The sequence below is a fragment of the Blautia segnis genome (assembly GCF_014287535.1).
GTDB lineage: Bacteria > Bacillota > Clostridia > Lachnospirales > Lachnospiraceae > Blautia_A > Blautia_A acetigignens.
Window position 1 is genome coordinate 73373 of record NZ_JACOOT010000019.1, and the last position, 19980, is coordinate 93352.

Sequence of the window (19980 nt, forward strand, 5' to 3'; positions counted from 1 at the left end):
TTTCTCCTGCGGTTTATGCCTCTTCATCTGTTTCAGTGAAAATTGCCTGGTATGCTTTTGTCCATTCTGCTTTTGCATCCTCATTCTCTTCGTCTGCAGAGCGGTCAATAATAAACGGAATCTTCAGGGTTGCATACTTCGCTGCCATATCCTTCAGTGTTTCCAGCTTTTCTTCTGTTTCTGTTTCTTCTGCAGGAAGGATATCGGATGGAAGGATGGCAAGATTGCACTGGCTCTTAACAAGCTCTTTATAGTCGGTGTCATCGTATTTGCCTGCGAAGGATACAGAGCCATCCTCTAATGCTGCAGTGAGGCTGTCAGAGGTTACCTCGTCTTTTTCCAGGCCAAGGCTGGTAATCTTGTCAGTAAGACCAAGCTCATCCAGGATGTTAAGCGCACCCTCAGATGCAACGTAAACGCTTTCAACCGGTTTTTGGATCAGGATTACGTCTTTATCAAGACCTGCAGGGATCACTGCGCCTTCCGGCACGATCAGGTATTTGATAACATTGCCTGTGTAAAGCTTCTCAGAAGCGGATGCATCTTTATCTTCTGCCGCTGCAGCTTCCTTAGAATCTGCAGTTTCCGGTTTTCTTGCAGTGTCTGCGGTCATGTCAACCTCAAACAGGGTGATGCCTTTTGCATAGTTATACAGTTTAAAATATTTTGCATGCTCAAGCTTGGTTTCATTCTTGTACTCAAGCCCTGTGATCTCCGGTGCACTTTCATCCAGCTTCTTGTTTCCTGTGGAAAGCATACTGTTCTCATCTGCCGGATTTTCCTTGTCTGTTTTTTTCGGATCGCTTGCACCCTTTAATGCAGCATAAATGGTGTAAGTAATCTCATGAGCCTGAGACATTCTGGTGGTCATACCGATGATGGTATTGTTCTGGTTTAATGCAATCGGAATGGTGAAGGTGGAGGTACCGCCTCCGCAGGATCCGTAATAGGTGTTGCCGTTTGCCTTTACATATCCGTAATATTCACTGCTGAATACAATTGTTGCATAGGCTTTTCCGCCGGTTACAGTAATCTTATTACAGGAAATACTTACCTTACCGGTACCGCCGGACCAGGAGAAGCTGTCTGGTGTGTAGGTTCCGTCTGCCAGTGTGGTGGAGCTGTTTACAGAGGAGGTTCCTCCGCTAAGATCAGAGTCATATTTGGACTCCTTATCCGGTTCCGGATTTGGTGTTGGTGTAGCGGTAACAGCTGCTGTTGGAGTTGGTGTAGGAGTACCTGTCAGTTCAACGGATGGTGTCGCAGTCGGTGCCGGAGTTGTGTCTGGTTTCTGAGTGTCATCCTTGATATCACCGATCTTATTTAAGGTAGCTGACTCAAAGGTCAGGGTTCTGTCATACCAGGTCTGTCTTTTGTGAGAAAATGCAGCAATTGAAAGTCCCTGATCAAGAGATTCCACCGGAATTTCATAAGTATATTTACCATCAGCATTTACAGTGTATGGAATCCATTTGGAGGAATCTGCTTTTGCTGCCTGCTCACCGGTTCCTGCAAAGAGGTAATCATAGCCTGTGCCGCTTAAGGTAAGAACTGCTGTCATCTTTCCGTTTTTGGAGGTAAGGGTACAGCCTACTACTCGGAACATGGAGGAGCTGGAAGTTACATCCACATTGTAGATTCCGTTCTCACATGCACCGGATGGAACCTTAGTTGGCTCCGGTGTAGATGTTGGAGCCGGAGTTTCGCTTGGAGCCGGGGTCTCACTTGGCTGCGGAGCCTCGCTTGGACTCGGAGCTTCACTTGGCTGCGGGGTCTGTGTTGGCACCGGAGTTACCTCTGGCTGCTCACCGTATCCGGGAACTGCCGGGATTGTAATGGTAAGGATTCCTTTTTCATACCAGTGCTGGCTCTTCTTGGAATGAGGTACTACAGAAACAGTCTGTGTCTCCTTGCTTGCAGGAACTTCGAAAGTGTATGTATAGCCGCCTGCTGCATTCTCTACGCCGTGGACAGCTTTTGTCTCTTTATCTGCATCGCTGGAACTTCCGAAGTAAATCATGTCATAGTTCTGCTTCTCTGTGGAAAGGGTTACGATGTATTTGTCGCCCTCTAATTTTACAGTAGAACCAGTGATCACGAACATGGCAAATTCGTTGCCGTCTTCTTTTACCAGCTTGATGCCAGCGTCCTTGATCTCGTTGTCAGAGGCTGCCGGAGTCTCGGTTGGAATTGGTGTGGCGGTAGGCTCTGGAGTTGCGGTAGGCTCCGGAGTTGCGGTTGGTTCTGGTGTGGCAGTTGGTTCCGGGGCTTTCATTCCTGGAACGTTTAGCTTCAGATCCTGGGTCGTATACCATGCATTATTTTTTACAGAATGGGGAACCAGATAAATGGTCTGAGCTTCTGCCTTTGCATCAATTTCGAAAACGAAGGTATATCCGGTTTCTGTTTCTGTTCCTGCGATTGCATTGGCATCCATCACAGATGCAGCATCTTCTTTATGTCCAAGGTAAATCTTATTGTAGTTCTTTCCGTTAGAAGTCAGGGTTATTTTAATTTTATCACCCTTTAATTCTGCAGAGGAGCTTGCAATTTTGAACATTTTGTAAGCAGTATCATCTGCTTTATCAATGGTCATGTTTGAGCCGTCTTCTTTTAAATCCTCTGGCATGGTATAAGTGGCAATCCCATTGCCGGAAGCTTCTTCTGCAGCCGGAGCTTCTGTTACAGCTGCGTCTTCTGCTGGCTGAGCAGCAGTCTCTTCTTTGGCATCCTCTGTCTGTGCTGGCGCTTCTGTAACAGAAACCTCAGCAGTTTCTGTCTGCTCCGGAGTCTCTGTAGGTGCCGTGGTCTCTTCCGGAGCAGTTGTTTCTGCCTTCTCTTCCTGTGCAGGAGCAGTCTCCTCTTTCGGAGCTTCTGTCACAACAGCTTCTTCCGCCGGAGTTACCGTAACCTGTACGCCTGTACTCTCACTTTCTGCCTGTGTAAGGGCAGCCGGAGTGACGGTCATTGCCACAGAAAGAAACAGTGCCAGAAAGCGTTTTGAATTTCTTTTCATTTTTCTCCCTCGATTCTTTTATGGTTATCTTCTGGTATTGTTGCCTGAATAAATCAAAGACTGCCTCAGAGTATTCGGAAAATTCCAGAAAACTCTTCTAATGCAAAAAAATGCCCGCTCCCATAAGGGAACAGGCACCAGAAATCAATATATCCCATAGTCGAAATATATGCTACATGAGAATGAAGTGCTTTCCTCGGAAGCTTTCATTAACGAATTCAGCAGGTTTCCTGACTTACAGATCAATACGAAATCCAGCCTTCTCAGCAACGCATTGCCAATGGCATCTTCGGATTTCATTCCCTGTTTACAGTGACCGGATCGCTCAGGATTTGCACCTGATTCCCTCTTAGCCAGCAGATTCTTTTTTCTGCAAAGGCACTGAAAACGGATTTATTCAATTCATTTCATTATAGCAGACTATTATACTGAAATCAATAGGCTGCCAAGGCACTTTCTACCTGACAGCCTACAATTTGTTACTGTTCACTCCGTGCCCAGTAACTACAATTTAACATATATTTTAAATTATTGTGCGGGAAATACGCAACATCGCTTTACTGTTTATACTGACTATACCCAACCTCTTCTGTGCGGAGCAGGTTTCCCGCCTCATCATACACGCTGCGGTAGGTTTTGCAGGTGTTGGGATCGGAGTGTTCGGTGGTGATCTCTACAGTATTGTTGTTCTCCTTTGTACCGTAAATGGATACGGTCACAGACTCTTCTGCTTCGTCATAGACTGCGGAAATCTTAATGGGATAAGAGGTATTGTTCTGGAAGCGGAAATCCTGGCTTCCGTAAACAACTGCTGCATCCAGTCCGTCATCCACATAGTCAATACGCGCTGCATGGTTATGGCGTTCTACGATGGAAAGATCCGCCTGCAGGCACGCCATAAACAAGGTGGTGGACACCTGGCAGATTCCGCCGCCGATATCCTGGGCGTGCTCGCCGCCTACGATTACCGTCGCTTCCTTATAGCCCCGCTCTTCTGTTCTGGGACCTAAGGTATCATTGTAGGAAAAAGTCTGTCCCGGCTGCAGTTCCACCCCATCGCATGCTTCTACTGCAAGCTTCAGATTGGTGATCCGGTTCTTGGTACCGCCGCCGTAAGTGGTATAGGTTCCAAGGAGGTTCAGATAAGGCAGAGCCTCAATTTCCTCCGTGGAAACCTCTGGCAGAGTGATTTCAAGCGGAATGGTGATTACCAGTCCCTCTCTTGCCCGGTCAAGCCGGTTCTGTGCGGCTTCCACATCAAAGGAAATGCCCGTCACAGCAGGAATGATCTCGTTGTTTTCTCCGAGAGAAGCATCTGTGGCCTCTGTATGTACCTGCTCATAATAAGCTTCCATGTCAAAAGCTTCCGGCAGAGTTTCCATAGTCGGACATTCAATCACGGTCTCGTAATCTTCCCGGGAAATGGCACTTAGAATCTCTTTTTTCAGAGCGTCCAGATCCGGTCCAATTCCGGTAACGCCTTTCGTAATCACAAGACTGGTATCTGTGAGCTCACAGGAGGTCTGAATGGTAGTAGAACCGTTCTGAATCCCGGCTGTATTCAGCACCTCATCTAGGTCATCCTGATTGCGTATAGTAGGAAGAAGGGTCAGCTCCTCCTTCGTCTTGCTGTTCATAAGCTGGATGCGGTCTGTACCATGGGTAATCCAGGAACCATGTCCAAGGGAATAGGCACTTGCCACAACGGCTTTCGCATCTATGCTCAGCGCCGGATAAATGGACACCTGAAATTCCTGTCCGTTCAGAGTGACCGTCATCTGCTTGTCCTGATAATTTTTCTGGAAATCCTCTGTAATGGCGATGATGGCTTCCTCTTCGGTCATTCCCTGGATGGCAATGCCGTTTACTTTCAGCTTTGTCCAGATCACATTGTCTGTAAGAAAATGGCACCACAGACAGTATGCGCCCACAAGAAGCACGAAGAAGATCAGAACCTTGGTCAGGGTGTTTTTCATTTGTTTGTTCATATGATAGTTTTACCTTTGGCTTACTTTTTTAGAGCAGCGGGGTAAAAAAACATGTCCTGTTTCCAGTATGACACGCAGCACCTACCTGCTCCACTTTTGCCAAGATTGTATCATTATCACAGTCAATAGTCAATGATTTCACGTACTGAACATGGCCGGAGGTAAGTCCTTTGGTCCACAGCTCGTTTCGGCTGCGGCTCCAGTAGGTCATTTTTCCCAGTTTCAAAGTGGTAAGATAGGCCTCTTCATTCATATAGGCAAGCATCAGAACCTGGTCTGTCTTGTAATCCTGGACAATGACCGGAACCATGCCGTCACTGTTCAGCTTGAAATCAGACCAGGACAGTTTGCTTTTTAAATTTTCCATGTAAAAATACTCCTTTTACAAGCTTCCCTTTGTGGAAAGCACGTCTGTAATGCGGGGGTCAAACGCTACCGCCATGTCCAGGGCTTTGGCGAAGCTTTTGAACATAGCTTCTGCCATATGGTGGTTATTTCCCGGGGTAAGAACCTTAATGTGAAGATTCATGGACGCAGTGTAGGAAACCGCATAAAAAAATTCCTTTACCATTTCTGTGGACATATCGCCAATCTTTTCGCTTGTGAACTCTCCGTCAAAGGAAAGATAGGGACGTCCTCCAAGATCCACTGCGCAGAGCACCAGGCACTCATCCATAGGAAGAATGCAGCTTCCGTAGCGGCGGATTCCCTTCTTGTCTCCCACTGCTTCTTTAATGGCAGTGCCAAGGACGATTCCCGTATCCTCGATGGTGTGGTGATCGTCCACCTGAAGATCCCCTTTCACCTTCACATCCAGGTCAAACAGTCCGTGGCGGGCAAAGCCGTCCAGCATGTGGTCAAAAAATCCCACGCCAGTGTCCAGGCTGCTTTTGCCGCTTCCGTCCAAACCTAGCTTCAGGGAAATCTGGGTTTCTTTTGTGTTTCGTGTTACCTGGGCCTCTCTTGTCATGGCTCCTCCTTTTTGTCCTCATCCTCAAAACGGACTGCAATGGAATTTGCATGTGCGGTCAGCTGCTCGGAGATGGCAAACTGGATGATATCCTTGTGGATTTCTTTCAGTGCAGATCTGGAATAATATACAATGCTGGATTTCTTAATAAAATCATCCACAGAAAGTGCGGAGAAGAATTTGGCAGTTCCGTTGGTTGGAAGTACGTGGTTCGGCCCTGCAAAATAATCGCCCAGGGGCTCGGAGCTGTACTCACCGATAAAGATAGCGCCTGCGTTTCGCACCTTCATCATCACCTCGAAGGCATTCTTGGTCACGATCTCCATATGCTCGGATGCGATCTCGTTAGCCGCATCAATGGCTTCATCCATATCCTCTGCAATGAGAATGTATCCGAAATTCTCCAGGGATTTTTCAATGATCTCTCTTCTGGAGAGAACCTTCAGATAGCCATCAATCTCTTTCTCCACATTCTGCGCCAGCTCAGTGCTGGTGGTAATGAGGATTGCAGAAGCCATCTCGTCGTGCTCTGCCTGGGAAAGAAGGTCAGCTGCAACATAGTGTGGGTTGGCAGTCTCATCTGCAAGAACCAGGATCTCACTTGGTCCTGCGATAGAATCAATGCTGACATGGCCGTAAACGGCTTTCTTTGCCAGTGCTACGAAAATATTTCCAGGTCCTACGATCTTGTCTACTTTCGGGATGCTGGCAGTACCGTAGGCAAGTGCGCCGATAGCCTGTGCGCCGCCCACCTTGTAGATCTCGTCAGCGCCGGCTTCCTTGGCTGCAACTAATGTAGAAGGATTCACCTTTCCGTCTTTTCCCGGAGGGGTGGTCATTACAATGTGGGGCACTCCTGCAACCTTGGCAGGCACAATGTTCATAAGAACGGAAGAAGGATAAACTGCCTTTCCTCCTGGAACGTAAACGCCTACACGGTTCAGAGGAGTTACCTTCTGGCCCAGCATGGTGCCGTTCTCTGTGCTTGTAAACCAGCTGTTCTGGCGCTGTTTCTCGTGGTAGCTGCGGATGTTTACAAGAGCCTTGCGGATGACTTCCAGTAAGGAGGCGTCCACTGCCTCATAGGCCTCCTGGATTTCCGCTTCGGTTACACGGATGGTGTCTGCGGTAACCTCTACCTTATCAAATTCCTTTGTATAGGAGAACAGGGCTTCGTCTCCTTTTTCCTTCACATTGGCAAGAATGTCTGCAACAGCTGCTTCAAATTTGCCATAATTGTTTGGGCTTCTTTTTAACAGATTTTCCAGAATATCTTTTGTAGATTCCTTTGTTAATCTTACTGTACGCATTTTACTTCGTCTCTCTTTCTGTCTGTAACTGACTTTCCAATATGATCATATCGCTGGCTTGCGACTTTTTTCTTTAAATCACTTCTCTCAGCTCTTCGATCAGCTTGCTGATCCGCTCGTTTTCCATTTTCATGCTTACCTGGTTCACTACCATTCTGGCAGAAAGAGGGCAAACCTCCTCCAGAACCTTCAGGCCGTTCTCACGAAGGGTGCTTCCGGTCTCCACAATGTCCACGATCACCTCGGAAAGCCCTACAATAGGAGCAAGCTCAATGGAACCGTTCAGTTTAATGATCTCAACCGTCTGGTGCTTTTTGTTATAGAAATAATCCTTGGCAATATTTGGATACTTGGTTGCCACGCGGATGAGCTGGTTGGATGCAAGAAGGGGCTTTGCGCTCTCCGGTCCGCACACGCACATGCGGCAGGCACCAAAGCCAAGGTCCATCACCTCATAAAGCTTCCGTCCCTCTTCTAATATGGTATCCTTGCCTACAATTCCAATATCCGCTGCGCCGTATTCCACATAGGTGGGCACATCCGGTCCCTTTGCAAGGAAAAAACGCATTTTCAGTTCTTCGTTTACAAAGATCAGTTTACGGGAGTCTTTGTCTTTCATCTCCTCACAGGTGATTCCTGTTTTTTCCAGCAGAGCAAGGGTCTTGTCTGCAAGTCTTCCCTTGGTAAGGGCAAAAGTCAGATATCTCATAATTCCACCTCACATACCTTCGTTACTTTCTCCGGGCGAAGGGCTACGTTCTTGCCCTGGGCGCGAAGTTCTTTGGCTTCCTTGATTGCCTGGATCCGGTTCTCCTTGCGGTAAGTGATCACGGTCACGTCATCCGGGTCTTCCATTTCCAGCTTCTGTCTGGAAAGTGCCATAAGAAGGTTGTCTACCACAATGGCAAATCCAATGGAAGCTGCCGGCTTACCGAAATGCTTCATCAGCTGGTTGTAGCGGCCTCCCTTGATCAGAGGCTCTCCTGTGCCGTAGGTGTAAGCCTGGAAAATAATTCCGGTATAATAATGATATTTGCTGAGCATGGCAAAATCAAAGGTAATATACTTCTCATAACCATAAACCTTAAGAAGCTCATAAATTTCTTCTAAGCGTGCCACTGCCTTTAAAGCCTGCGGGTTATCGGTCAGGGCTTTGGCCTTCTCAAGAACCTCTGCGGAACCGAACATCTGAGGAAGCTGGGAAAGAACCTTCGCAAGGGATTTGTCCATCTTCTTGCTCTTAACAAGCTCTTCCACGCCGAAATAATTCTTCTGGGAAATCAGTTCCCGAAGCTCTTCTTCCTCTTCCTGGCTCATTCCGGTCTGGGCAAAAATGGCCTTATAGTAATCTACTTGGCCTACGCTTACCTGGAATTCTGTCAGACCAGCAGTCAGAAGGCACTCTACAGTCATGGCGAGAATCTCTGCATCTGCCTCCGGGGAATCATCTCCCATGCGTTCCACGCCCATCTGTGTGGTCTCTTTGAGTCTGCCGCGGAAGCTGGAATTGTTGATGAAGGTGTTGCCTGTGTAGCAAAGGCTTACCACTTCCTTCTCCGGGTTAAAATAGGTGGCACAGGCTCTGGATACGGACGGGGTGAAGTCCGGGCGAAGCACCAGGGTATTGCCCTCTCTGTCAAAAAATTTATAAAGATCCCTGGAGGGAATGGTTCCCACTTCCTTGCTGAATACTTCGAAATATTCAAAGGTGGGAGTCTCTATATCTTCAAATCCATACTGATGGAATACGTGGTGAAGCTTCTCCTGAAGCCTGCGCTTTCGGCTGCATTCCTGACTGTAAATGTCCCGTACTCCTTCCGGCGTATGAAAAATCCTCTGCATATCATATTCCTCCATGTTGTTTCTTAGTTGTAACTGCGATAATGCCACAGTTCTTCTTTGTTTTCTTTTGTGGTGGATAACAGGGAAAATCGATTGTCAGTTCCCGATGTTTTCGTAGTTTGTTAATCTATAGACACTTTACTACGCTACCACGATAATACAAAATCAATGTTGATTATAGTAGAATCAAGTGAGAATGTCAAGATATTGTTTCGTCCCGTTACCGGCAGGTCGTGCCGATGTTACCTATGAACAGTAACGCCGATGTTACTGTTCACGATCTGCCCGGTAACTTTATTGGCATTATCGTCTCTCCAGATCCAGCTTAATCCCCTCCAGATAAGGCACCAGCACCCCGCCCTTTTTCGGCAGGTAAAATTCTTCGGTCAGTTCTTCCTTCCGGAAACTCTTTCGCCCGCCCTCTTCCATCCTTTTCCAGAAGCCCATCAGCTCCCGGAAGGTCAGATAGTAGAATTCATTTAAATAGCTGAAAAATATAAGAAAAAATGCCACGCCGTTCTGTTTTTCAAAGTCCTCCATAAATTTCACCTGATGGGGGTGGATATTTGCCAGAGGAAACGTCTGGGCGCTGCATTCTTTTGCGTCAAAGCAGACAGGAATTCCCTGTACTGCACCTATGTAGTCAACGGTACTTCGCTGGTCAAAGTAGGCCAGGGTAATATGCCGGTTCTCCTTGTCCATGCGTACCGGAGTGATGGGGGTCGGGATCTTCTGCACAAGGGCAAGTCCCTTTTCCCTGTATTGTTCGTTGGTTCTGTTTACCAGGTCCTCCAGGGTAGAACCCCGGAGGCCTCGGCTGATCCATGTGGCCATGGTTACGGCTCCTCGTAGCCAAGAAGCTTGATAGACGGATAATATCTTACAATCGCTTTTCCCACGATCTGGTCAAACCGCACGAAGGTGTTGGTCCAGAAACGGGAATCCTTGGAGTTGTTTCGGTTGTCTCCCAGCATAAAATAGCAGTTGTCGGGAACAGTATAGGGTCCGTAGCTGCCTCGCATTTTCTCCGGGATAAAGGAGTCATCAAGAGGCGTCTCAGATCCGTCGATGTACACCTTTCCGTCCTTGATCTCAACGGTTTCTCCCGGAAGACCGATCACACGCTTAATGAAAAGCTGGCTCTCGTCATCCGGATACTTGAATATTACAATGTCAAAACGTTCCGGATCTTTGGTCTTCTTGGAAATCTCATGTCCGAACAGATCCAGGTTGATTCCGTAAGCAAGACGGAAGCCGAAAATACGGTCTCCGGTCATAATTGTTTTCTCCATGGACTCAGAAGGAATTTTCGCGTTGATCAGTACCACATTGTTGACCACCAGGACCACTGCCACTACAATGATGATCATTTTTACATAGTCCCATACTTCATGCCAGATTTTCATATGATTTATTCTCCTCTACGTGTTCCTCTTTCAGGATATTTTGAAACTGCCGGGGCAAAGGTGCTGTAAATTCTCTGCCGGACAGATAGGAAAGCCGCCCGGGAATTTCCGGGATCTCCAGTCTGTATGCATGGAGCAGCTGGGATTTCAGGCCATATTTCTTACGGTACTCCTCGTTAAAGGCGCGGGAGCCGTACTTGTAATCTCCCACAAGAGGGTGGCCGGTTCCAGAAAGGTGGGCCCTGATCTGATGGGTCCGTCCTGTGATCAGCTCCACCTCAAGAAGGGTGACGCTTCCGTTATCCCCAAGGGGACGGTATCTGGTCTCAATGGGAAGTGCTCCAGGGGTTTCTTTTTCCTGTACTGTTACTTTATTACATTTTTCGTCTTTATGCAAATAACCTTTGATATATTTTTCGTTTTTTATGACGCCCTTTACCAGACAGCGGTAAAACTTGTGAAGGCTTCTGTCGTGGAAAAGGCCAGAGAGCTCCTGCAGCCCGGCAAGGGTTTTGCCCGCTGCCACAATTCCGCTGGTATTTCGGTCCAGGCGGTTGCACACGGACGGGCGGAAGGTGTGAAGGGAAGCTTCTGTCACAGCTCCCTCCTCTAAGAGATATCCGGTGAGGTATTCCACCATGGACGGCTCCTTATCATCCGCAGGCTGGGAAAGCATGCCTGCAGGCTTGTTGATGAGAAGCACATTTTCGTCCTCGTATACAATCTCAAGCTTCTGGTGCGCCCTTGCCACCTTTTCCTCACTGCCGGAAAATTTTTCAAAGGTTTCATCGGAAAGGAACAGCTTCACATGGTCGCCGGAAGAAAGCTTCTCATTGCCTGTGGCTTTCCCTCCGTTTAAGGTGATGTTCTTCTTGCGGAGCATTTTGTAAAAAAAGCTTTTGGGCGCTTCCCGAAGAAGCTTCCCAAGATACTTGTCAAAACGCTGTCCCGCTTCGTTTTCGTTAATGATAAATTCTTTCATGGGAGTCCCCTTTAAATGCAAAGATTCAGGATCACATGTTTTACCATATCATCTCTTGTAAAATCCGGATATCTGGGATCCGGGGTGAATTTAAGCCCTTCTTCTAAGGAATCCTTGTGGGCGTTCATGGAATCCAGGCGCTCCAGAAACGGCCGGAGCTCGCTAAGGATCTTCACATCTACCTTGTAGCCGTTCTTGCGCACAAGCTTCTGGGCCTCTTCTGCCATAAAACCTGTGTCAGCCTTGGGATCGCTGGTGTAGCCCACCACTGTATTGCCGCACACGGCGATGGCGTCGATGGCACATTTCTTCTCGTAGAAAGTCATGTACATCTCATATGCCATCACAAGGTCTCCCTGATGGGCATGGATCTTCTTGTATACAGCAGGGTTCACAGGCTTGGCAAGCATGACCATGATCACGTCTACCACAGCCTTGCAGCCGGGAAGGGAGCCCACCAGGGCAATGATGGTCCAGATGGTGTTCCTTGTGCCAAGGTAGATCCACATGCTGATAAAAATAAATAAGGGTACGCCAAGCAAAATGGCAGCAATGATGATCCTGCGCTTCCGCTCACGCTTCAGATACCCGAATTCTCCTTTGTTTGTCTGCATTAATTTCATGAAAACACTCCTATTTCTGCTTTTTTCTTGTGTGGTTATTACGGATGGTTTTCTTTCTGCCGGAAGAGACATGTCCCTGCTGGTGCCCGAAACGGGATTTCTCACCGGATGCTTTCTCATGTCCCTCTCTGATTGGACGGATCAGGCACTTCTCTCCATAGCCTACCAGGTCCATGCGCCCTGCAATCTTCAATCCCTCCAGAACCAGCTCCCGGTTGGCAGGATTCTTATACTGCATAAGGGCACGCTGAATGGATTTCTCATGGGCGTTCTTAGGCACGTAAACCTTCTCCCCGGTAAGGGGATGGATTCCGGTGTAATACATGCAAGTGGACAAGGTGGACGGGGTGGGATAAAAATCCTGTACCTGTTCCGGGGTAAATCCAAGATCCCGCACATATTCTGCCAGCTTTACCGCCTCCTTCATGGTACAGCCAGGATGAGAGGACATAAAATAGGGAACTGCAAACTGCTGCAGCCCGGCGCTTTTGGTAGCCTTGTCAAATTCCTTCAGGAACTTCTGGTAAACCTCATGGGAAGGCTTGCCCATGTATTTCAGAACCTGGTCAGAAACATGCTCCGGTGCCACGCGAAGCTGTCCGCTTACGTGATACCGTGCAAGCTCATTGAGAAAGGTCTTGTCCGGGTCTGCAAGAACGTAGTCAAAACGCACGCCGGAACGGACGAATACTTTCTTTACTTTAGGAACAGCACGGAGCTTCCGAAGCAGGGAAACGTAATCCTTATGGTCTGCGGTCAGATTCTTGCAGGGCGTTGGGAAAAGACAGTGCCGGTTCTTGCACACGCCCTTGGTCAGCTGTTTCTGACAGGATGGCTGGCGGAAATCTGCGGTAGGTCCGCCTACATCATGAATATAACCCTTGAAATCCTTATCCTGGGTCATATGAAACGCTTCTTTGAGAATGGATTCATGGCTTCTGGTCTGCAGGATCCTTCCCTGATGGAAGGTGAGGGCGCAGAAGCTGCAGCTTCCAAAACAGCCCCGGTTGCTGGTGAGGCTGAATTTGATCTCCTCCAATGCAGGAATGCCGCCGTCCTTCTCGTACATGGGGTGATACTGCCCGGTATAGGGAAGGTCGTACACATCGTCCATCTCATCCTGGGTAAGGGGAAGAGCTGGAGGATTCTGGATCACATAGCCTTTGTTTCCGTAGGACTCTGCCATGGTGGCTGCTGTGAATGGGTCTGTGTTCTGATACTGGATGGCAAAGCTTCTGGCATAGGCCATTTTGTCCTCTTTCACTTCCTCGAAGGAAGGAAGAACAACAGGCTGGTAGGTGCGGGAAAGGTCTTTACACTTGTACACCGTTCCTGCCACATAAGTGATCTCCTCCACAGGAATGCCGCTGTCCAGGGCTTCTGCAATCTCGATAATGGAGTGCTCGCCCATTCCGTAGGAAATCAGATCTGCGCCAGAATCCATAAGAATGCTGTGCTTCACTTTATTTTCCCAGTAGTCGTAGTGGGCCATTCGCCTTAAGCTGGCTTCAATCCCGCCGAGAATAATGGGTGTCTTCTTATAGGTCTGGCGGATCAGGTTGCTGTATACGATCACGGCGCGGTCCGGGCGAAGTCCCATCTTCCCGCCGGGGGAATAGGAATCCTTCTGGCGATGCTTGCGGGCAACGGTGTAGTGGTTCACCATGGAATCCATGTTGCCTGCGCTGACCAGAAAGCCAAGACGGGGCTCCCCAAGCACGGTGACGCTTTCTTTTTTGCGCCAGTCCGGCTGAGGAATGATGCCCACCTTGTACCCCCGGCTCTCCAGAAGACGGCTGATAATGGCGCTTCCAAAGGAAGAATGGTCCACATATGCATCTCCTGTCACGTAGACAAAATCAAGCTGGTCCCAGCCGCGCTCTTCCATATCTTTTTTGTTAACGGGTAAAAATTGTGACATTGATTCTTTTCTCCTATGTATGGTCAAAATCCGGCAGGGCGTCAGGAAATGCATCCTTTCCCAGGCTGGTGACCGCCGATGTCATGGTAGACAGCCTGGGCCCGGTAGCCCTCTGCGATAATGTCAAGCTGTCTGTGGAAGCGCTCCAGCTGCTTCAGATCCTTGGTATGGAAAACCCGAAGGAATTCGGTCTGGATCTTGATCACTTCTCTCTCGCTGGATACGCGGTAAAGATTCTCTATATTATTGAGAATATCCTTCACAAGGTTGGACTGCATCTGGGAAGAATTCTGTGCATCCATGATCTCATTACGCACAGAGGACATCTCCTGGTCCAGAAGGATAATGGCGTCTGCCGCATTGGTCAGGCGCTCTGCAACATGGGGAGGCATGTCCCCTTTGTACTTGTACTGAAGGGAATGCTCGATGGTGGCCCAGAAGTCCATTGCCATGGTGCGGATCTGAATCTCCGCCTGAAGCTTCCTGGGGCCGTTTAAGGTTTCCACTGTATAATAAATGATCAGGTGAAGGCTTCTGTAGCCGCTCTGCTTCACATGCTTCAGATAGTTCTTCTCACTTTTGATGGTAATGTCAGAACGGTTCTGGATCAGGGAGGCGACTGTCTCAATATCTTCCTCAAACTGGCAGATAATGCGGATTCCGGCAATGTCTTCCACTTCCTCTTCCATGCGCTCCATGGGAATATGCTTGCGCTGCATTTTCTCCAGGATGCTGGCCACGCTTTTCACGCGGCCGCTTACCTGCTCGATGGGGGAATACAGATCATTTTCTCTGTGTTCGCTGATAATGTGTTCAAATTTGACGATCAGTTCCTTGACCGCCAGTTCGTAGGGGCATAAAATGCTTCTCCATAACTGTATTTCCATATAAATCGCTCCTTACAAAACGAATGCCCCCGAATTGCAGGAGCTGCTTTACAGCGAAGCAATTCGCGGATATCAGGGCGCGGGAAAATATCTTCCCCGGCACTATTGAGTTATTATAACATATATTTCGAAAAATTTGTTATCAATACGTGTATTTTTTCGCTTTTTTCTCCATAGCCTGTAAAACATAGTAGGGATTTACGCCAAGCTCCTCTCCCGCCTGGGTATCTATATAGATTCCAAGATGAAGATGCACCGGGAATTTCCCGGCGGTTCCTTCCTCTCCGTATCCGGTATCGCCCATATATCCCAGGATCTGGCCCGCTTTTACCGGTTCCCCGATCTGAAAATTTTTCTCATAGGAAGCAAGGTGAGCGTAATAAAAATAGCCGCCGTGGGAAGCACGTATGCCGATCCGATACCCGCCAAGAGGAAGCCATCCGATTTTTGCCACAGTTCCAGAAGTCATGGAGATCACTGGATAAAATCCGGATTCTGAAATCCTGCCAAAAAGATCACAGCCCTCGTGGGTGCGGCTGCCGCCATAATCCCGCCTGGCGCCAAAGGTGTTTTCATAGGAAATCTCTTCCTGAATGTCCGTCCCGGTCCGGGCGGGAATGGGGAAGGTTTCCAGGTCGTTCCAGATGGCGCTGTAGCAGTCTTTCAAAAAAAGATACTCGTCCTGTTTAAAGCGAAGATAGGGGCAGTTGTCGCCGGAAATCTTTTTGGGGTAAAACCTTTGGTTCAGCATAGTGGCAGTAAGAAGATCGGCAAATTCTCCATCCGTGTAATTTCCTGCTTCCAATTGCTGGTAAAGCAAGGGCGAAAGTGCCTGTTCACGGAAGCTTTCTGTAAAACAGGTGTCCGTGTGCAGCAGGGATGCCCTGCTCCTTTGCTGAATAAAATTCTGAAGCGCAGTTACCGCAAACAAAAGAAACAGAAGAAGGATCAGCTGTTTTCCGGTCTTTCTTTTCATGGCATTTCCTCTCTTAGATATGGGAAAATGTGGGGCGATTTTTTTACCCTCAGATAATATATGTGGAAAAGGAAAAAGTAGAACAAAAAAACAGCTGCGGCGGAAAAATTTTTCCTGTGCAGCTGTTTTGAAATTGTCAGAATAATGATTCAATTGGAACTTTTTCGATGAGAATCAGTTGCAGGAAAGCGAATCTTTAAGGCTGATTCAATCTTTCAAATTTTTCAAAACTTCTATTAAATATTCCCACACCCGTTTCACAGAACCCATGTCCAGACGCTCCTCAGAGGTGTGGATATCCAGAATATCCGGGCCAAGGGAGGTGCAGTCAAGCCCTTCCATTCTCTCATAGAAAAGTCCGCATTCCAGTCCAGCGTGGATGGCAACTACTTTCAGTTCTTTGCCGTACAGGTCACGGTACACTTCTACCATCTTATCCCGAAGAGGGGAATCCTTGCGGTACTCCCAGGCCGGATAATCGCCCTCTGTGTCGTACTCTCCGCCCAGGAACTCTGTGAGATACTGGATCTTGTGGGAAAGGGCTTCCTTGGCTGTGCCTACAGCGCTTCGGATGCTGGTCTGTACAAACAGCTCATCTCCGTACAGTTTCAGGATTCCAGGGTTGCAGGAGGTCTCTACCAGCCCTTCAATGGTGCCGCTCATTTTTTTCACGCCAAAGGGCAGGTTCATCAGGTAGAAAATTACTTTCTCCTGGCTGGTTGGGTGAAGGACGGATGCGTCTGCTTCCCCTTCTTTTGTTGCCTGGATGGTAATGTTTTCATCGGAGCCTGTGTATTCATCCCGGAAATCCTTCTGCATTTTTTCTGCAAGAGAGCTAACTGCAGATACTTCCTCCGGCAGCACAAGAATGGAAGCCTGGCACTCTCTTGGAATGGCGTTGTCCTTCTGGCCGCCTTCTAACTCTGCAAGGGCATAGCCGCAGACCGCACCCAGCTCATAGAGGAACTGGCCCATGAGAATGTTGGCGCTGGCACGGTTCTTGTCGATCTCCGCACCGGAATGGCCGCCTGTAAGGCCGCAGATCTTCACAGAAAGCTTTTCCCCGGATGCGTCCACACGCTGTACCGGAAGGTAAGAATTTCCGGAAACGCCGCCTGCACAGCTTACCCACAGACTGCCTTCGTTCTCAGAATCCAGGTTGATCATCCGTCTGCCCTTTAACACGCTGCAGTCGAAGCCGTCTGCGCCGAGAAGTCCGATTTCTTCATCTGCTGTGAAAAGGACTTCCAGTGCAGGATGGGGAAGATCTGTGCTGTCAAGAATTGCCAGCCCGTAAGCCACTGCAATTCCGTCGTCACCGCCAAGTGTGGTTCCCTCTGCCGAGAGAAAATCACCGTCTGCACGAAGATTTAAGCCGTCTTTGGTAAAATCATGTTCTACCTCCGGGCGCTTTTCGCAGACCATGTCCATATGTCCCTGAAGGATCAGCACAGGGGCTTTTTCATAGCCTGGGGTGGCTGGTTTATAGATTACCACATTGTTCATGTCATCCTGCACGTAGTCAAAGTCGTGGTCTTTGGCGAATTTTACCAGATAATCACTGATCTGCTTGGTATTTCCGGAGCCGTGGGGAATGGCGCAGATTTCTTCAAAATAGTGGAATACCTTTTTCGGTTCATAGTTTTCTAATACTGGCATGTAAAATTACCTCCGTTTTCGTTTTTTATGGAAAGTTTCGTTCTTTTTAGAATAAGATGTTAGTACGAAAGAACTGTCTGATTGCTGTTCACTGGCAGCGTTCCGCAAGGTGCTTTACTATGAAAGCCCCCAGACGGCAGCCAGGAACGAACCATGCCCCGCACGAGCGAATTCTTGGACATCGGGATGGTCGGCAGTTGTGGAAGCGCCCATAGGCGCAGTACAGCTGATTCAAGTGAACAACAACGTCAACATTTATGAGGTCAATATGAAAAAAAGAATCACAATTCTCACCATATGCCTGCTTCTGGCATTTCTTCTTGCATTCCCAAAGGAAGCACTGGCGGCTGCGCGGGAGGGACTGGGGCTTTGGCTGGACACCCTGCTTCCCACTCTTCTGCCCTTTTTGATCCTGACCGGGATCCTGCTTCGCACAGATGGAATTACAAGAATTGTACAACCAATCGCACCATTTTTCAAGGTGCTTACCGGACTTTCCGGAGAAGGAGCCTACGCCTTTGTTCTTGGCCTGCTCTGCGGCTATCCCATGGGTGCAAAGCTCACCGCCGACCTGTATCACGCCGGGAAAATCAACCGCCAGGAATCGGAATACCTGCTGACCTTCTGCAACAATCCAAGTCCTGCCTTTCTTGTTACATATGTGGGCCAGATCTGTCTGGAGGGAAAAGTTCCGGTGGGATTTCTGGTGGGAATTCTGTTTCTTTCAGATATGACCTGCATGTGCTTTTTCCGCTTCTTCGTCTTTCGAAAAAAAAGCACGCCTGTTTTTGCAGACCTGGAATCTACAGAAAACAGGGCAGCCGCACAGGGAGGCATCCTCGATTCCGTGATCATGAACAGTTTTGAAACCATGGCAAAGCTGGGCGGCTACATCCTGATGTTTTCCATTATCTCCGCCTGCGTCAGCCATTTCTGGTTTCTGCCGCCTGGGGGCAAATATATTTTTTTTGGAATGATCGAGGTAACCACAGGCGTCCACGGGCTTTTGTTTTCTGGCTTTCCTTTCCGGCTGCGGGTTCTTCTTGCCCTTTGCATGAGTGCATTCGGCGGGCTTTGCATTGTGGCGCAGACAAAAAGCGTACTTGGAAAGGATCTCTCCCTTCGTCCATACGCTTCTGCAAAATGCCTGAACACAGCCATAACCGCTGTGCTTACCCTTCTCTTCTTATAAAACTGGCACAGCATATATGAGAATACGCTGTGCCAGAGAAAAATTCCTGATTATGGACAATCATTTAGTTATCGCCAATCTCATTTAAAAGGTCTTCATCTTCCTTGGATGTCTCTGTATCAGATGTCTGATAGGATCCGGAAATGGCAGCTGCCTGTGCAGTCTGCGGAGCAAGCTCCTGACGGTTGTGATTTACAACGTCCAGGCAAGCCTGAAGGGCATCGATGAATCCTTTGTATTTGCCGCCTGCATCCTCAAGAGTCTGATTCAGAACGGAGCCGATGTTGGCCATCATATCATCTGTATAGGTGATCGCACTGAGACGAATGCTGTTGGCATCCTGTGTAGCGGAGTCAAGGATCTCCTGAGCCTGACGGTTCGCTGCATTGATGGTCTCGTTGGCCTGAGCGTATGCCTTCTGCATGATCTCATGCTGTGTCACAAGCTCCTGCGCTTTATTCTGAGCATCTGCGATCAGAGCGTCAGCCTTGGTCTGTGCATCCTCAAGGATAGCATCCTTATTGCTGATGATCTTCTGATAACGCTTGATCTCATCTGGTGTCTTAAGACGGAGTTCACGAAGAAGCTCCTCGATTTCTTCCTTATTCACTACAATCTTGGTTGTAGAAAGCGGCTGATATTTACAGCTGTCTACATACTCTTCGATTTCTTCAATGATCTGTTCAATTCTGCTGCTCATAGTAAACTCTCCTTATTCTATTTCTTCAAATCGTGCATCTTTTCCTTTACAGCTTTGGTAATTTCCGGCGGAGCAAATTTGCTCAGGTCGCCGTCATAGCTTGCCACTTCCTTCATGATGGTGGAACTGAGGTAAGCATATTCCAGGCTGGTCGTCAGAAACACGGTGTCAACATCCGGAGCAAGTACCCGGTTCGTCTGTGCCATCTGCAGCTCGAACTCAAAGTCCGTCACTGCACGGAGCCCGCGCACGATTACCTGTGCATGATTCTCTCGGGCAAAATTCACAGAAAGACCTTCAAATGCCTTAACAGTGACATTCGGCATGTCTTTTGTTGCCTTTTCTAGTATATTAACACGTTCTTCCACAGAAAACAACGGACTTTTTGCAGAATTATGCAAAACTCCTACGATTACTTTATCGAAAGAAACGCTTGCACGTCTGATTACATCCAGGTGACCGTAGGTGGCCGGATCAAAACTTCCAGGATAAACAGCTATTACCATGT

At 48.3% G+C, this 19980-nt stretch carries 17 protein-coding genes, 1 pseudogene and 1 riboswitch; of the genes and pseudogenes, 1 reads left to right on the forward strand and 17 read right to left on the reverse strand.

The annotated features are described in order from the left end of the window. Positions 1-13: 13 nt before the first annotated feature. The 15 genes and pseudogenes from H8S54_RS08530 to H8S54_RS08600 form a co-directional block, all read right to left on the reverse strand. The gene (locus tag H8S54_RS08530; protein WP_186901293.1) at positions 14-3016 is read right to left on the reverse strand and encodes a hypothetical protein; all 3003 of its coding nucleotides are present in this window, start codon (positions 3014-3016) and stop codon (positions 14-16) included. A 203-nt stretch (positions 3017-3219) separates the two neighbouring features. Further along, positions 3220-3417: riboswitch (cobalamin riboswitch) on the reverse strand. Positions 3418-3573: 156 nt separating this feature from the next. Next, entirely contained in the window at positions 3574-5004 is a 1431-nt protein-coding gene (locus tag H8S54_RS08535) for a VanW family protein (protein WP_186901294.1), read from the reverse strand. A gap of 31 nt (positions 5005-5035) precedes the next feature. Then, positions 5036-5350 (reverse strand): annotated as a pseudogene (gene hisI, locus H8S54_RS08540) (phosphoribosyl-AMP cyclohydrolase); the annotation flags it as partial. Positions 5351-5386: 36 nt separating this feature from the next. Next, positions 5387-5974 (reverse strand): imidazoleglycerol-phosphate dehydratase HisB, encoded by a 588-nt coding sequence (gene hisB, locus H8S54_RS08545; RefSeq protein ID WP_021926940.1) that lies wholly within the window; start codon positions 5972-5974, stop codon positions 5387-5389. Next, positions 5971-7284, reverse strand: a complete 1314-nt coding sequence (gene hisD / locus H8S54_RS08550; protein ID WP_186901295.1) for a histidinol dehydrogenase — start codon at positions 7282-7284, stop codon at positions 5971-5973. Before hisD ends, hisB begins: the two co-directional genes overlap by 4 nt. Positions 7285-7357: 73 nt before the next feature. After that, entirely contained in the window at positions 7358-7993 is a 636-nt protein-coding gene (gene hisG, locus H8S54_RS08555; protein ID WP_021926942.1) for an ATP phosphoribosyltransferase, read from the reverse strand. Next, positions 7990-9126 (reverse strand): ATP phosphoribosyltransferase regulatory subunit, encoded by a 1137-nt coding sequence (hisZ, locus tag H8S54_RS08560; RefSeq protein WP_021926943.1) that lies wholly within the window; start codon positions 9124-9126, stop codon positions 7990-7992. The genes hisG and hisZ overlap by 4 nt, the downstream gene beginning before the upstream one ends. Before the next feature lie 303 nt (positions 9127-9429). Continuing rightward, positions 9430-9960 (reverse strand): Holliday junction resolvase RecU, encoded by a 531-nt coding sequence (locus H8S54_RS08565; RefSeq protein WP_186901296.1) that lies wholly within the window; start codon positions 9958-9960, stop codon positions 9430-9432. Positions 9961-9962: 2 nt separating this feature from the next. Beyond that, on the reverse strand, positions 9963-10532 hold the full coding sequence (gene lepB, locus H8S54_RS08570) for a signal peptidase I (protein WP_021926945.1): 570 nt from the start codon (positions 10530-10532) through the stop codon (positions 9963-9965). Then, positions 10516-11514: an RluA family pseudouridine synthase gene (locus H8S54_RS08575; RefSeq protein WP_021926946.1), complete on the reverse strand. Its 999-nt coding sequence runs from the start codon at positions 11512-11514 to the stop codon at positions 10516-10518. Before H8S54_RS08575 ends, lepB begins: the two co-directional genes overlap by 17 nt. Positions 11515-11525: 11 nt before the next feature. After that, a complete protein-coding gene (locus H8S54_RS08580) occupies positions 11526-12137 on the reverse strand; it encodes a hypothetical protein (RefSeq protein ID WP_021926947.1) in 612 nt (203 codons plus the stop codon). A 10-nt stretch (positions 12138-12147) separates the two neighbouring features. Continuing rightward, positions 12148-14058: a YgiQ family radical SAM protein gene (locus H8S54_RS08585; protein ID WP_173767471.1), complete on the reverse strand. Its 1911-nt coding sequence runs from the start codon at positions 14056-14058 to the stop codon at positions 12148-12150. Between the two features lie 41 nt (positions 14059-14099). After that, positions 14100-14945, reverse strand: coding sequence for a GTP pyrophosphokinase (locus tag H8S54_RS08590; protein WP_021926950.1), 846 nt, complete (start codon positions 14943-14945; stop codon positions 14100-14102). Positions 14946-15087: 142 nt separating this feature from the next. Next, on the reverse strand, positions 15088-15921 hold the full coding sequence (locus H8S54_RS08595) for a M23 family metallopeptidase (RefSeq protein ID WP_243176726.1): 834 nt from the start codon (positions 15919-15921) through the stop codon (positions 15088-15090). Between the two features lie 207 nt (positions 15922-16128). Further along, entirely contained in the window at positions 16129-17580 is a 1452-nt protein-coding gene (locus H8S54_RS08600) for an aminoacyl-histidine dipeptidase (protein ID WP_186901297.1), read from the reverse strand. 268 nt (positions 17581-17848) lie between these two features. On the opposite strand from H8S54_RS08600, the gene H8S54_RS08605 reads away from it, so the two are divergent. Further along, positions 17849-18772, forward strand: coding sequence for a nucleoside recognition domain-containing protein (locus tag H8S54_RS08605; RefSeq protein ID WP_186901298.1), 924 nt, complete (start codon positions 17849-17851; stop codon positions 18770-18772). A gap of 64 nt (positions 18773-18836) precedes the next feature. On the opposite strand, the gene H8S54_RS08610 is transcribed toward H8S54_RS08605, so the two are convergent. Then, the gene (locus tag H8S54_RS08610) at positions 18837-19472 is read right to left on the reverse strand and encodes an ATPase (protein ID WP_117850224.1); all 636 of its coding nucleotides are present in this window, start codon (positions 19470-19472) and stop codon (positions 18837-18839) included. A gap of 17 nt (positions 19473-19489) precedes the next feature. Further along, positions 19490-19978 carry a pantetheine-phosphate adenylyltransferase gene (coaD, locus tag H8S54_RS08615; protein WP_021926955.1) on the reverse strand — a complete coding sequence of 163 codons (489 nt, stop codon included), beginning with the start codon at positions 19976-19978 and terminating at the stop codon, positions 19490-19492. Between the last annotated feature and the right edge of the window lie 2 nt (positions 19979-19980).

Excerpts from the sequence above, each read along its gene's own strand:
- H8S54_RS08530 (WP_186901293.1), bottom strand. The coding sequence starts at position 3,016 with ATGAAAAGAAATTCAAAACGCTTTCTGGCACTGTTTCTTTCTGTGGCA.
- H8S54_RS08535 (WP_186901294.1), bottom strand. The coding sequence starts at position 5,004 with ATGAACAAACAAATGAAAAACACCCTGACCAAGGTTCTGATCTTCTTC.
- hisB (WP_021926940.1), bottom strand. The coding sequence starts at position 5,974 with ATGACAAGAGAGGCCCAGGTAACACGAAACACAAAAGAAACCCAGATT.
- hisD (WP_186901295.1), bottom strand. The coding sequence starts at position 7,284 with ATGCGTACAGTAAGATTAACAAAGGAATCTACAAAAGATATTCTGGAA.
- hisG (WP_021926942.1), bottom strand. The coding sequence starts at position 7,993 with ATGAGATATCTGACTTTTGCCCTTACCAAGGGAAGACTTGCAGACAAG.
- hisZ (WP_021926943.1), bottom strand. The coding sequence starts at position 9,126 with ATGCAGAGGATTTTTCATACGCCGGAAGGAGTACGGGACATTTACAGT.
- H8S54_RS08565 (WP_186901296.1), bottom strand. The coding sequence starts at position 9,960 with ATGGCCACATGGATCAGCCGAGGCCTCCGGGGTTCTACCCTGGAGGAC.
- lepB (WP_021926945.1), bottom strand. The coding sequence starts at position 10,532 with ATGAAAATCTGGCATGAAGTATGGGACTATGTAAAAATGATCATCATT.
- H8S54_RS08575 (WP_021926946.1), bottom strand. The coding sequence starts at position 11,514 with ATGAAAGAATTTATCATTAACGAAAACGAAGCGGGACAGCGTTTTGAC.
- H8S54_RS08580 (WP_021926947.1), bottom strand. The coding sequence starts at position 12,137 with ATGAAATTAATGCAGACAAACAAAGGAGAATTCGGGTATCTGAAGCGT.
- H8S54_RS08585 (WP_173767471.1), bottom strand. The coding sequence starts at position 14,058 with ATGTCACAATTTTTACCCGTTAACAAAAAAGATATGGAAGAGCGCGGC.
- H8S54_RS08590 (WP_021926950.1), bottom strand. The coding sequence starts at position 14,945 with ATGGAAATACAGTTATGGAGAAGCATTTTATGCCCCTACGAACTGGCG.
- H8S54_RS08595 (WP_243176726.1), bottom strand. The coding sequence starts at position 15,921 with ATGAAAAGAAAGACCGGAAAACAGCTGATCCTTCTTCTGTTTCTTTTG.
- H8S54_RS08600 (WP_186901297.1), bottom strand. The coding sequence starts at position 17,580 with ATGCCAGTATTAGAAAACTATGAACCGAAAAAGGTATTCCACTATTTT.
- H8S54_RS08605 (WP_186901298.1), top strand. The coding sequence starts at position 17,849 with ATGAAAAAAAGAATCACAATTCTCACCATATGCCTGCTTCTGGCATTT.
- H8S54_RS08610 (WP_117850224.1), bottom strand. The coding sequence starts at position 19,472 with ATGAGCAGCAGAATTGAACAGATCATTGAAGAAATCGAAGAGTATGTA.
- coaD (WP_021926955.1), bottom strand. The coding sequence starts at position 19,978 with ATGGTAATAGCTGTTTATCCTGGAAGTTTTGATCCGGCCACCTACGGT.